General features: G+C 62.2%; 9 protein-coding genes. 2 read left to right on the forward strand and 7 right to left on the reverse strand.

The genetic code is table 11. From position 1 onward, the window contains the following. Window positions 1-26: 26 nt before the first annotated feature. From JKL48_RS00360 to JKL48_RS22915, 3 genes are all read right to left on the reverse strand, one after another. The gene (locus JKL48_RS00360; protein WP_236668526.1) at window positions 27-2,015 is read right to left on the reverse strand and encodes a tetratricopeptide repeat-containing sensor histidine kinase; all 1,989 of its coding nucleotides are present in this window, start codon (window positions 2,013-2,015) and stop codon (window positions 27-29) included. A 770-nt stretch (window positions 2,016-2,785) separates the two neighbouring features. Further along, window positions 2,786-4,165 (reverse strand): sensor histidine kinase, encoded by a 1,380-nt coding sequence (locus tag JKL48_RS00365; RefSeq protein WP_236668527.1) that lies wholly within the window; start codon window positions 4,163-4,165, stop codon window positions 2,786-2,788. A gap of 77 nt (window positions 4,166-4,242) precedes the next feature. After that, complete coding sequence (locus JKL48_RS22915; RefSeq protein ID WP_236668528.1) at window positions 4,243-6,474, reverse strand: ATP-binding protein; 2,232 nt, start codon at window positions 6,472-6,474, stop codon at window positions 4,243-4,245. Window positions 6,475-7,234: 760 nt separating this feature from the next. Between JKL48_RS22915 and JKL48_RS00375 the strand changes: the two genes are divergently transcribed. Both JKL48_RS00375 and JKL48_RS00380 read left to right on the forward strand, forming a co-directional pair. Further along, on the forward strand, window positions 7,235-7,843 hold the full coding sequence (locus tag JKL48_RS00375; protein ID WP_201977260.1) for an HD domain-containing protein: 609 nt from the start codon (window positions 7,235-7,237) through the stop codon (window positions 7,841-7,843). 19 nt (window positions 7,844-7,862) lie between these two features. Next, entirely contained in the window at window positions 7,863-8,471 is a 609-nt protein-coding gene (locus tag JKL48_RS00380; RefSeq protein ID WP_201977262.1) for a thiamine phosphate synthase, read from the forward strand. Here JKL48_RS00380 and moeB read toward each other — a convergent pair. The 4 genes from moeB to JKL48_RS00400 form a co-directional block, all read right to left on the reverse strand. Beyond that, on the reverse strand, window positions 8,468-9,568 hold the full coding sequence (gene moeB, locus JKL48_RS00385; RefSeq protein ID WP_201977263.1) for a molybdopterin-synthase adenylyltransferase MoeB: 1,101 nt from the start codon (window positions 9,566-9,568) through the stop codon (window positions 8,468-8,470). The two genes, JKL48_RS00380 and moeB, sit on opposite strands and share 4 nt — an antisense overlap. Window positions 9,569-9,698: 130 nt before the next feature. Further along, complete coding sequence (gene thiH, locus JKL48_RS00390) at window positions 9,699-10,820, reverse strand: 2-iminoacetate synthase ThiH (RefSeq protein WP_201977265.1); 1,122 nt, start codon at window positions 10,818-10,820, stop codon at window positions 9,699-9,701. A 150-nt stretch (window positions 10,821-10,970) separates the two neighbouring features. Continuing rightward, window positions 10,971-11,753, reverse strand: coding sequence for a thiazole synthase (locus JKL48_RS00395; protein WP_201977267.1), 783 nt, complete (start codon window positions 11,751-11,753; stop codon window positions 10,971-10,973). A 5-nt stretch (window positions 11,754-11,758) separates the two neighbouring features. Next, a complete protein-coding gene (locus JKL48_RS00400; protein WP_201977269.1) occupies window positions 11,759-12,382 on the reverse strand; it encodes a thiamine phosphate synthase in 624 nt (207 codons plus the stop codon). Window positions 12,383-12,384 lie beyond the last annotated feature (2 nt).

Genomic DNA, 12,384 nt, shown 5'->3' on the forward strand with positions numbered 1-12,384 from the left:
GAATTAATCCGAGAAGAAATCGGCTTTTAAACCGGCAAGCTAAGGATGAATTCCGTGCCCACGCCTTCCTGGCTTTCCACCGCCAGGCTGCCGCCGTGGCCGGTGGTCACGATGTCGTGGCTCAGCGACAGGCCCAGGCCCGTGCCCTCGCCCACCGGCTTGGTGGTGAAGAAGGGCTGGAAGATTTTGGCTTTGACCTCGGGGCTCATGCCCGTGCCGTTGTCGCGCACCCGGATTTCGACGCCCCCCGGCCCGGCTTGGGTGCTCACAGTTACCTCGGGCCGAAAAGTTGGGTCGGCAAGCTGGCGCTGGCGCTGCTGCACGGCATACAGGGCATTGGTAACCAAGTTGATGAGCACCCGGCTCAAATCCTGCGGCACCACCGGCACCGGGGGCAGGTCGGGGGCGTAGGAGGTGGTGAGGTGGGCCGTAAAATCCTTTTCCTTGGTGCGCAGGCCTTGGTAGGCCAGGCGCAGGCTTTCGTCGGCCAGGGCGTTGAGGTCGGTGGGCTGGCGCTGGCCGGTGCCGGAGCGCGAATGCTCCAGCATGCCCTTGATGATGGAGGTGGCCCGCTGCCCGTGCTGGCTGATTTGCTGCAGGTTTTGCTTCAGGCCCGCCAATATTTCGCTTTCCAGGCCCGCGTCGCGGGCGGGGCCACGCTGCTCGCCGGTTATCTCGTCCACCAGGTCGGTGCTGACTTCGGCGAAGTTCTTTACGAAGTTGAGCGGGTTTTGCAGCTCGTGGGCGATGCCGGCCGTGAGCTCGCCCAGAAAGGCCATTTTCTCCCGCTGCACCAGCTGGTCCTGGGCCGTTTTGAGCTCGGCCAGGGACTGCTCCAGGGCCTCGCGGGCGCGCTGCTGCTGGCGGGCGTGCCGGCCCAGCAACAGCGCCAGCGCCAGCAGGCCCACCACGCCGGCCAGCAGGGCGTAGGTGCGGTACTGGGCCCGCAAGGCGGCTTGGCTGGCGGCCATTTCCTTGGCGCGCTGCTGCTCGCGGTAGTCCAGGCTTTGCAGGCGCATCACCTTTTCCTGGCCAAAGAGCGTGTCCTTCATCACCAGCATCAGGCTTTGGTACTTCAGGGCGCTGTCGGCCTGGCGGCGGGCTTTGTAGTCCTGCGTGAGCAACGTACTGGCGTTGAGCACCCCCCGCAGAAACCCATTGCGCCGGGCCGCCTCGCAGCCCAGGCGGGCGAAATAAATGCTGGAATCGGTACGGCCGAGCTGCTGGTAGAGCGTGGCCAGGCCCACGTAGGCAAAGTTGAGGCTGCGCAAGTGGTGCACTTGCTTCGACTCGGCAATGCTGGCTTGGTAGAAGGCCCGCGCAGCGGCGGCCCGGCCCTGCTTGCGGGCCACGTTGCCCAGGCCGTAGAGAATGTAGTTGGTGGGCGTGTGCAGGCGGCGCGCCAGGTTGAAGGCCCGCTCCTGAAACATGCGCGACGAATCGAGCTGGTTGAACAGGTCGTAGGCCAGGCCGATGTTGCTCAGCTCAATCACCTGGCGGCGGTTGTCGTGCAGCTCCTCCCCAATTTTGAGGGCCCGGAAGTAGTAGCTCAGGCCCTGCTGCTTGTCGCGCAGGTACACGTAAATGATGCCGATGCTGCGCAGGTTCTGGGCTTCCAGGGCGCGGTCATGGTTGCTTTGGGCAATGCGTAGCGACTGCTGAAACACCTCCAGCGCCTGCGCCAGGTTGCTTTCGCGCACGGCGGCGCCCAGGCGGTTGAGGGCTTCGCCTTCGCCGTGGCGGTAGTGGGCGCGGCGGGCCAGCGCCAGCGCCTGCCGGGCATACACGGCCGCCGAATCGGTGTTCTGCGTCCACAGTTGGTCACTTACCTGGCACAGCAGCAGCACCCGGTCGTAATTGGTTTGGGGCAGGGCCAGCAGGTGGCGCAGGCTGTCAACCGCCGAGGCATGCGGCGGCCGGGCACCGGCCACCCCAGGCAGCAGGGCCAGCAGCCAGCAAACCAGCAGCCGGCCAACAAAGCGAATAGAAAAAGAGCGGGTACTAAAGTGGCGCAATGCGCTAAGCCTGAGGTAAGCGGATACTAAATTTCGATGCCTGTGCCGACAATTTTACTCCCAGCGAAAAGCCGTCGAGCGCCTGGGCTACAATGTTAAAGCTCAACGATAGGCCCAAACCGGTTCCAGTGGGCAGAGGTTTGGAAGGTGCGGAAGGATTGAAAAAACTGGCTGCCCTCTTCCCGCAACTTCGTTGCGCCGCCGAGGGGGCGCTGGTGCTGCCAGCGTAGTGGCTTGGGCTGCTTATCTCCCCGGCATTGCCCGCGCACAGCCGGGGGCAGTGCCGGGGCCGGCATGAGGGCCAGAAGAGGGGCATTGCAGTGCGGCGCGGGCAATGGGAGCATGCAGAATAATGGAAACTGAGCAGCTACCAGGCCGCTTTCGGTACCGGTTTGGGAACAAGTTACTGGTATCTTTTTGTAGGGCCCGACCCGGTTGCACCGCTTTCGGCTTGCACCGCTGGCCCGTGGCCCGGCCTGCCAATTTATTCACTGGCAAGGAAGGGGTTAGGGCCGCGGCACACCCGCAGCGCATTCGGCAGGCCATTACTCAATCAAGCCGGTTGTCAGGCGGCTTTATCAAGTGGCAAGCTAACCACAAACGCGGTGAAATTCCCTTTCTGAGAAGCCCGTGGGCCGACGTACTGCCCTGGCCGCCACCCTACCAACAGCCAAGAACGCAGAAGCAACAGACAGAAGCGCATCGGCAGCTAAAAACCGCCCATGATACTGCCGCTCGAAGCCAAAGTTTTTACCAGGAAAAAGCAGGTCTTATACCGGCAAACGAATGATAAATTCCGTGCCTTGCCCTTCTTCGCTTTCCACGACCAGCGTGCCGCCGTGGCCCTGGGTGATGATGTCGTAGCTCAGCGAGAGGCCCAAGCCCGTGCCCTCGCCCGTGGGCTTGGTGGTGAAGAAGGGCTGGAAGATTTTGGCCTTGGCACTCTCCGGAATGCCGGTGCCGTTGTCCTTCACGCGCAGCTCCGCCTCATCGCCCAGCTTGCGGGTGCTGATGCTCACCGTAGGCGCGTAGCCGGGCTCGTTGCGCAGCTGGCGCTGGCGCACGGCGTAGAACGCGTTGGTGAGCAGGTTGAGCAGCACCCGGCCCAAGTCCTGCCCAATCACCGCCACGGGCGGCAGCGCAGGGTCGAAATCCGGCAGCAGCGTGGCGTTGAAGCTCTTGTCCTTGGCGCGCAGGCCGTGGTAGGCCAGGCGCAGGTATTCGTCGGCCAGGGCGTTGAGGTCGGTGGGCTGGCGCTCGCCGGTGCTGGTGCGCGAGTGCTCCAGCATGCCGCGCACAATGCTGGCCGCCCGGCCACCGTGCTGACTGATTTTCAGCAGGTTCTGCTTGAGGTCGGCCAGCAGGTCGGCTTCCAGTTCCACGTCGCGGGCGGGTTTTTCCCGCTCCTCTTCCAGCTCGGTCACCAGCTCGGCCGATACATCGGCGAAGTTGTTGACGAAGTTGAGCGGGTTCTGAATCTCGTGGGCGATGCCGGCCGTGAGCTCGCCCAGGCTGGCCATTTTCTCGCTCTGAATGAGCTGGGCCTGGGTGGTTTTGAGTTCGTTGAGGGCCGTGCGCAGCTCCTCGGCCTGGTTGGTGAGGGCGACGGTGCGCTCGGACACCAGGCGCTCCAATTCGGCATTCTGGGCCTCAATGGCGCGCTTGGCCCGGGCTTCTTCTTCGCGCAGCAGCTGTTCCTTTTCCAGCTGTTTTTTCTGGCTTCGGGCAATGAACAGAAACGTAATCAGCCAGATGCCGACAAATGACACCGAAACATCCTTGGCAATATCGAAGCGGCCCATCAGCAAACCGGAGGCACTCTGCACCACCTCCAGCAGCTTGTACAACGCACTGGGAATTACGGCCAGCAGCAGCGTACGGGCCGGGCGGTAGTCGCGCACCGCGGCCAGCGTGGCTATTATCGCCAGCCACACAAATACCCAGTAGTAGTCCCCCAGCTTATCCCCTTTAAGCCCAAGCGCGCCGGCTATCAGCACCATGGGCACGGCCGGCACCCACACGTAGTTCAGCAACTGGTGAGCGCGGGGCAGGCGCTTGGGCAGCTCCAGGAACTTGCTCAAGCCCCGCCCAATGCCGTAGGCCATGGGGGCCAGATAAAAGAGGTCGCCGTAACTAGCCGAATGAGCCATTGGCAAAAAAGCGGAAGCGAAAGTAAACGCGAAGAAAGTGCCGGAGCGGCCGAAGCGAAACCAGGGCTTCCCCGCCGTTAAGTTGGCAATATGATAAGGAATTCGGTGCCTTCGCCCTCGCGGCTTTCCACGGTGAGGGTGCCGCCGTGGCCTTTGGTCACAATGTCGTAGCTCAGCGACAGGCCCAGGCCGGTGCCCTCGCCGGCTGGCTTGGTGGTGAAGAAGGGCTGGAAAACCTTTTCTTTCACGTCTTCGGGCATGCCCGTGCCGTTGTCGCGCACCCGGATTTCGACGGCCTGGCCATTGGGCCGGCGGGTGCTCACCGTCACGGTGGGCTCGTAGCCCGGCGCGGCAAGGCCTCCGACTTCGGTGGCTTCGCGCTGGCGCTGGCGCACGGCGTAGAGGGCATTGGTGCACAGGTTGAGCAACACGCGGCCCAGGTCCTGCGTCACCACGGCCACGGGGCCCAGCCGGGGGTCCAGCTCCTTGCCCAGGGTGGCCGTAAACTCTTTGTCGGCGGCTTGCAGGCCTTGGTAGGCCAGGTTCAGGTTTTCTTCGGCCAGGGCGTTGAGGTCGGTGGGCTGGCGCTGGCCGGTGCCGGAGCGCGAATGCTCCAGCATGTCTTTGATGATGGACGAAGCCCGCTGCCCGTGCTGGCTGATTTGCTGCAGGTTTTGCTTCAGGCCCACCAGAATTTCGCGCTCCAGGCCCGCCGCCCGGCCCGCTTCTTCGCCGTGCATGTCGTCCACCAAGTCGGTGCTGACTTCGGCGAAGTTCTTCATAAAGTTGAGCGGATTTTGCAGCTCGTGGGCAATGCCGGCCGTGAGCTCGCCCAGAAACGCCATTTTCTCGGCCTGTACCAACTGTGACTGCGTTTGGCGGAGCTGGGCCAGGGTGCGCCGGTTCAGGCGCAGCTGCCGGTAGCTGAACGCGCCCAGCCCCGACACCACCAGCACGGCCAGCAGGGCACCCAGCAGCAGGCGGCTGCGGCTGCGCAGGCGCACGTCTTGCACGGCCCGCGCCTGCCGCAGGTTGTTAATCTGGGCATTTTGGGCCTGTTCTACCCGCTCGCTTTCGTACTGCGCCACGTTGAAAATGCTTTGCGCGGTCCGAAAGGTATCCATCAGGGCAATGTAGGCGCGGGAATAGCGCTGGGCATCGGCGGGCCGGCCTTGCGCGTCGTAGAAAGCAGCAAGCTGCTGCAGGTAGCGCGGGCGCAGGCGGTCGAGCTTGGCGGCAGTGGCTTTCTGGTAAGCCAGGCGCCAGTGATGTTCGGCGCGGGCGTAGTCGCGACGGGCGGTGTAGTACTGGGCCCAGGCGGCGTCAATCTCAAACTCGCCGGGCTTGCCCGACATGGGCAGGTCCAGCGAATCGTCGAGCTGCTGGGCCCGCCGCAATAGTTGCCCAGCAGGCTCCACTTGCTGCATTTGCAGCAGCACGGCCCCTTTTTGTACCAAGCCATAGGCCAGGTTCTGGGAGCGTTGGTAAGGGTCGGCGGTGCGCGCGGCCAAGGCCGAATCGGCCGACGCCAGGGCTGCGGGGTATTGCTTTTGCTCCACGTACAGCTTCGACAGGGCCAGGAAGGTAAATACCCGGTTGTGGCCCTGCACGCGCCGAAACTCGGGCAGGGCGCGGGCCTGGGCCAAGTACTGCACAGCCTTGCCGGTGTTGCCCCAGTCGGCGTACACGGCCCCCGTCACCAGCAGCTCATTGATGTACAAGGTCCGGCTAAAGCCGTGCGCAATGTCGGCGGCCCGCAGCGAGCTGTTGATGGTGCGGTTGTAGTCGCCCATGCGCCGGTAGTAGCCGCCCTGCGACACATAGCAGGCCGCAATGTTCTCCGTATCGCCGCGCAGGCGGTAGTAGGCGAGCTTTTGCTCGTAGTAGCGCCTGCGCGCATCCATTTGGTTGAGCCGGTTGTAGAGCGTCACCAAATCCATCAGCAACCACGGAATGGGCCTCTTCACCCGGTCGAAGGCGGCCACGGCGGCTTTCATGCTATCCAGGGCGGCGGCATCGGCAGTGCCTTGCTGCCAGAGGGCCTCGCCCGCGCGCAGCAGCCGGTAGGGGCCGTCGTCGAGCAGCTGGAGCCGCCGGTTCAACGCCAGCAGCTGGTCGAGCTGGGGCAGCGCCTCAGGCGCCGTGGGGTGCAGGTCGAGCAGGTGCACCAAGATGCGCAGGCGGGCGGTATCGGCACGTTGCTGCGGCAAGGCACGGGCCAGCGAGTCGTAGTCGGCATCCCAATAACGGTGCCCGGCCTGCACCGACTCACTCAGGAGCAAGACAAGCAGCAAAAGAAGCCATTTCATGGTAGAGCCGGGCGCTTAAAAGCCAGAATAAGCGCCTCCCACGTACTTCCGGTCGCCCACCACGGCTGGCCGCAGCGGCTCAGATATCAGGGGTCGGCGTCGGAAAATCATTTAGTAGATAGAAAGCGGTGAGGATTGGAAGAGTGCGCCCAAACCGATGGGCGCAGGACCAGCGGCAGTACGGCCGCAAAGATGATGTAATTCCCTCGTTTATGGTACGCCGGACGCGTCTTTCGCCATGTTGCGTATTGCCAGACTGCATTTTCCAGCGGCCAGGCACCTTGGGCCGAAACCCGAACCACTTTATTTACAATTAGCAAAAAATCGCCGCCAATCAATTTCATTAAGCCAGTTTTTAGCTTATTTATTGCAATAATATTAAAAATATTACAGAATCGCTTTACAGCTTTCTGCTTGACGCAGTCACAGTGCCTTTAACCTGAATAAAGAAAAACTTCGGCTGTCTGTTGATGGGTAAATCTATTCACGCCTAACAGGTTAAGGCGGTGGTACCCGTCATGTTCGTCGGCATGTTATGCAAAGGCAGCGGGACGCGGCTGCTTGTGGTAGCGCATTACCGCGAGGCCTGTTAATTTTGGCCAATGCCGACAAGCAACCGGCAACCTGCTTCCGTCTATACTATCAATTTTGGCTTGGCCGGCCTGGGATGCATCTAACGCCTGCCTAGTTGTTAATTGCACGCACTGTGCGTGCCTTACCGCAGCACACAAACGCCACAGCTTGTCTTGCGCGCCTTTACATGAATATCCAGGCCGCCGAAAATTTTATTGTGAACGAGCTGCGGCGCGGCCTCTCCCCCACGCTCTATTACCACGGCCTGCACCACACCCTCGACGTGACCGAGGTAGCCATGGAACTGGCCGCCGCCGAGGGCATCACCGACCCAGAGGCGCTGGCGCTGCTGCGCACCGCCGCGCTCTACCACGACGCCGGCTTCCTGCACAGCTACCAGGGCCACGAGGACCAGGGCTGCGCGCTGGCCCGCGCTACCCTGCCCGATTTTGCGTATTCGCCCGAACAGATTGCGCAGATTTGCGACCTGATAACGGCCACCAAATACCCGCAGGAGCCCGGCAGCCCCCTGGCCGAAATCCTCTGCGACGCCGACCTCGACTACCTGGGCCGGCCCGATTTTGTGCCCATTTCCACCAGCCTGTTTGATGAGCTGATGGCCCGCCAGCTCATTGCCGACGAGCACGCCTGGTTTCAGCTGCAGGCCCGCTTCCTGGCCGGCCACCACTTCTGGACGCGCACCACCATTGCCCGCCGGGCGGCCCCCAAGCAGGCCCGACTCGACCACATTCTGGCGCTGCTAGCCAACTGGCCCGCCCCCGACAAAACCGCCTGATTTCTCCTCACCCGCCGCCATGCAGCTTGTCGTGATTTCGTCGCCCGAGGCGGTAGCGCAGGAAGTGCAACTGATGAGCGAAATGCTGGCCGCCGGCCTCCCCCGCCTGCACCTGCGCAAGCCTAATTTCAGCGGGCTGGAAATGCGGAATTTCGTAGCGCAGCTGCCGGCCAAGTATCACCCGCGGCTGGTGCTGCACGGGCATCCAGACCTCGTTACAGGAATGAAGCTGGGCGGCCTGCACCTCACCACTACCGCCCGCAAAGCCCTGACCAGCCGGCCGAAACTAGCCGCCGGCCAAACGTTATCCACCTCTTTCCACACGCTGGCCGAAATTCGCCGGCACCGCCGAAAGTACGATTATGTGTTCCTGAGCCCGGTTTTCGACAGCCTGAGCAAGAGCGGCTACGCGGCCGGCTTCGAGTTATCCACAGTGGCTGAGGCACTTTGGCAACTGCAACGGCGCACCGGCTACACCCCTCAGGTACTGGCCCTCGGCGGCGTCGAAGCGCACCGGCTGGCGGCGGTGCGGCAAGCGGGTTTTGCGGGTGCCGCCGTGCTGGGGGCCGTGTGGCAAAGCCCCGACCCGGTGGCCGCTTTCCACAAGCTGCAAGCCGTGGCTGGTTAATAATCGGCCAGGCCGTTCCGCAGCGAATACACCTCTTTGAACCCTTGCGCCAACAACTGCTGTGCAGCTTTCTGGCTGCGCACGCCGCTGGCGCAATGCACCACTACGGGCACATCGTACGAGATTTCGCTGAGCTTCTCACCCAATTGCCCCAACGGAATCAGCTGTCCGCCGATGCTGCGCCGGGCAGCCTCGTGCGGCTCGCGCACATCCAGCAACTGCAGCGGCCGGCCGCTTTGCTGCCAAGCCTTCAGGTCATCAGCCAAGATTTCGGGGGCGCGTTGCGGCGCGGCTACCATGGGTGCCTCGCCGCAAAAGGCCGCGTAGTCGGGCGCCAGCTCGCTGAGCTGTTGGTTGGCCGCCACGGCACGGAAGCGAATGCTTTGGAAGCGCATGCTCAGGGCATCGACCAGCAGCAGGCGACCGCTCAGCACCTCGCCCAGCTCCAGAATAATTTTCAGCGCCTCGGCGGCCTGCATGGTACCTACCAAGCCCGGCAGCACGCCCAGCACGCCAATTTCGGCGCAGCTGGGGGCATCGCCGGGCGCGGGTGGCTCGGGGTAAAGGCAGCGGTAGGTTGGGCCATTCTGGTAGTTAAACACCGACACCTGCCCTTCAAATTTGAATATGGCCCCAAATACTAGCGGCTTACCCAAGATGACGCAGGCATCGTTCACGAGGTAGCGCGTGGCAAAATTGTCGGAACAGTCCACCACGATATCATAGCCCGCAAACAGCGTTAGCACATTGTCCTTTGCCAGCAGTGCCTGGTGCGTTGCCAACGTGATAAACGGGTTTTGGGCCGCCAGTTTTTCAGCAGCTACCACTGCTTTGGGCCGCCCCACATCGGCGGTGGCGTAGAGCACCTGGCGCTGCAGGTTGCTGTCGTCCACCGTGTCGAAATCAAGCAAGCCCAGTGTGCCCACGCCAGCCGCAGCAAGGTATTGCAATACTGGGCAGCCCAGACCACCGCAGCCCACCACCAGCACGCGGGCCGCTTTCATTTTCTGCTGGCCGGCCACGCCAACTTCAGGCAGCAGCAAGTGGCGACTATAGCGGTTATTTTCGGCAGCGGAAAGGAATTCAGTCGTTTTCATTAGCAGTTATTTAGCCCGTCATGCGGAGCGCAGCCGAAGCATCTCTACTGCAGCCAGCAATCAATGGAATAACAACGAAGCGGGAGAGATGCTTCGGCTGCGCTCAGCATGACGTTCTTTTAGCTTTCCATTAGCGGGCTAGGCCCACCAGGGTGGCGTCCCAGTCTTTCCAAACCGGCTCGTAGCCCTGCCGGCGCAACATGGCGGCAATTTCCTGCGGGCTGCGCTCGTCCGAAATTTCGAATTGCTCCAGCGACTCCGGTGCTACCGCATAGCCGCCGGGGTTGGTCTTCGAGCCCGCGCTGATGCTGGTGATGCCCAGCTTCACCACATGGTCGCGGAAAACGGGGTTTTCGCGGGTCGAAATCGACAGCTCCACTTCCTCGTTCAGCAAACGGTAGGCGCAAATCAGCTGCACCAATTCCCGGTCGTTCATCTCCACTTTGGGCTGAAGCAGGCCCTCGGCCGGCCGCAAACGCGGGAAGGAAAGGCTGTATTTGGTCTGCCAATAGGTTTTTTCGAGGTAATCGAGGTGCAGCGCGGTATAGAAGCAGTCCGTCCGCCAGTCTTCCAGCCCGATGAGCACACCCAGGCCCATTTTGTGGATGCCGGCTCGGCCCAGCCGGTCGGGCGTGTCGAGGCGGTAGTTGAAGTTCGACTTTTTGCCTTTGGGGTGGTGCTTTTTATAATCGTCGCGGTGGTAAGTTTCCTGGTACACCAGCACCGTGTTCAGGCCTTCGGGAATCAGGCGCTCGTAGTCGGCCTGGTCCAGCGGCTGCACTTCCATCGAAAGGTGGGCGAAATGCGGCCGCAGCGTGCGCAGGGCCTTTTCCAGGTAGTCCACGCCCACCGTCACGTTGGCTTCGCCCGTCACCAGCAGCACATGGTCGTAGCCCCAATCCTTGAGCACGGCCGCTTCCTGCAGCATTTCCACGCTGCTCAGCGTGCGCCGCGCAATCTTGTTATCGAGGCTGAAGCCACAGTAGGTGCAGATGTTCTGGCATTCGTTGCTCAGGTACAGTGGCGCATACAGCTGTACCGTGTTGCCAAACCGCTTGCGGGTGAGCTGGTGGCTGAGCTGCGCCATTTGCTCCAGATACGGCGCGGCAGCGGGCGAAATCAGGGCCTTAAAATCCTCCAGCGTCCGGTGCGGCGCGGCCAGGGCACGCTCCACATCAGCCGCCGTCTTGGCGTAAATACTGGCCTTTACGTCGTCCCAAGGCTGGGCTTCAAAAATGGGTTGGAAGCTCATGGTGATTATCTTTTTTGAAACCAGAACGGTCATGCTGAGCGCAGTCGAAGCATCTCTCCCGCTTCGTTGAATGACTATCTCAAGCGTGAGGTAGAGATGCTTCGACTGTGCTCCGCATGACCGTGCTTTTTAGTGCTTCTGGTACCTCTATTACATATCCAAAAACGCCGTGAGCGGGGAGCTGGCCACTGCCTTGGCGTGCGCCACTGGCGCGGCCAGCCGCGCCTCGTAGGCCATGCGGCCCGCTTCCACCGCCATGCGGAAGGCCGTCGCCATGGCCACCGGGTTTCCGGCCACGGCAATGGCCGTGTTCACCAGTACGGCATCAGCGCCCATTTCCAGCGCCGCTGCCGCGTGCGAGGGCGCCCCGATTCCCGCATCTACCACCACCGGCACCTTGCTTTGGCCGATGATGATTTCAAGAAACTCGCGCGTCAGGAGGCCTTTATTCGAGCCGATGGGCGAGCCCAGCGGCATCACGGCTGCCACGCCCACTTCTTCCAGGCGCTTGCACAGCACCGGGTCGGCGTGGATGTAGGGCAGCACCACAAAACCCAGCTTTACCAGCTCCTCAGCCGCTTTCAGGGTTTCGATGGGGTCGGGCAACAGGTACTTGGGGTCGGGGTGGATTTCGAGCTTGAGCCAGTTGGTTTCCAGCGCTTCGCGGGCCAGCTGCGCGGCAAAAACGGCCTCCTTCGCCGTGCGCACGCCGGAAGTGTTGGGCAGCAGGTTGAACTGGGGGTGCGCGAGGTGCCGCAGAATGTCGTCCTCCGCATCGGCCACGTCTACCCTTTTCAGGGCCACGGTCACCAATTCGGAACCCGACGCCAAAAGCGCTTCCTCCATGAGCACCGACGAGCTAAATTTGCCCGTGCCGGTGAATAGTCGGGAGCTAAACGTTCGGTCGGCAATGACCAGATTTTTATTTAACATAATAATTAAATGGCCTTTACAGCCGATAACTCCTTGATAAACAGGGCAGCTTCTTCAACCGGGTCTGCCGCGTTGCCAATGGCACCGGACACGGCAATGCCGTGCAGACCCGTTGCCAGCAAGCTATGCACATCGCCAAGCGTAATGCCGCCGATGCCAATCACGGGCAGCGTGATGCCGGCACCCTGGCACTGCCGCATGATTTCGGCATAGCCCGCCAGGCCCAGTATCGGGCTCAGTTTCTCTTTGGTGCTGGTGAAGCGAAAGGGCCCCAGGCCCACGTAATCGACGCCGGCTGCAGCCAGCCGCTGCACGTCGACAAAGGTGTTGGCCGTGCCGCCGATGATGAATTTCGAGCCCAGCATGGCGCGGGCTTCATCGGGCGGCAGGTCTTCCTTGCCCAAATGCACGCCATCGGCCCCGATTTCCTGGGCCAGCGCGGGGTTGTCGTTGATGATGAGTGTGGCGCCGTAGCGGCGGCACACGGCCTGCGTGTCGAGCGCCAGCTGCTTCCAGATGGCGGGGGGCTGGTTTTTCACCCGCAGCTGCACCCAACGCACTCCGCCCTGGCAGGCCTGCTCGGCCGCGTCGGCATTGGTGGCAATGTAGTGGAGCGTGCTGATTTTCATAT

This window comes from Hymenobacter rubidus, from assembly GCF_016734815.1.
GTDB lineage: Bacteria > Bacteroidota > Bacteroidia > Cytophagales > Hymenobacteraceae > Hymenobacter > Hymenobacter rubidus.

What these genes read in the sequence shown, in the direction of transcription:
- JKL48_RS00395 (WP_201977267.1), bottom strand. Translation starts at nt 11,753, where the DNA reads ATGTTAAATAAAAATCTGGTCATTGCCGACCGAACGTTTAGCTCCCGA.
- JKL48_RS00365 (WP_236668527.1), bottom strand. Translation starts at nt 4,165, where the DNA reads ATGGCTCATTCGGCTAGTTACGGCGACCTCTTTTATCTGGCCCCCATG.
- moeB (WP_201977263.1), bottom strand. Translation starts at nt 9,568, where the DNA reads ATGAAAACGACTGAATTCCTTTCCGCTGCCGAAAATAACCGCTATAGT.
- JKL48_RS00380 (WP_201977262.1), top strand. Translation starts at nt 7,863, where the DNA reads ATGCAGCTTGTCGTGATTTCGTCGCCCGAGGCGGTAGCGCAGGAAGTG.
- JKL48_RS00400 (WP_201977269.1), bottom strand. Translation starts at nt 12,382, where the DNA reads ATGAAAATCAGCACGCTCCACTACATTGCCACCAATGCCGACGCGGCC.
- JKL48_RS22915 (WP_236668528.1), bottom strand. Translation starts at nt 6,474, where the DNA reads ATGAAATGGCTTCTTTTGCTGCTTGTCTTGCTCCTGAGTGAGTCGGTG.
- JKL48_RS00375 (WP_201977260.1), top strand. Translation starts at nt 7,235, where the DNA reads ATGAATATCCAGGCCGCCGAAAATTTTATTGTGAACGAGCTGCGGCGC.
- thiH (WP_201977265.1), bottom strand. Translation starts at nt 10,820, where the DNA reads ATGAGCTTCCAACCCATTTTTGAAGCCCAGCCTTGGGACGACGTAAAG.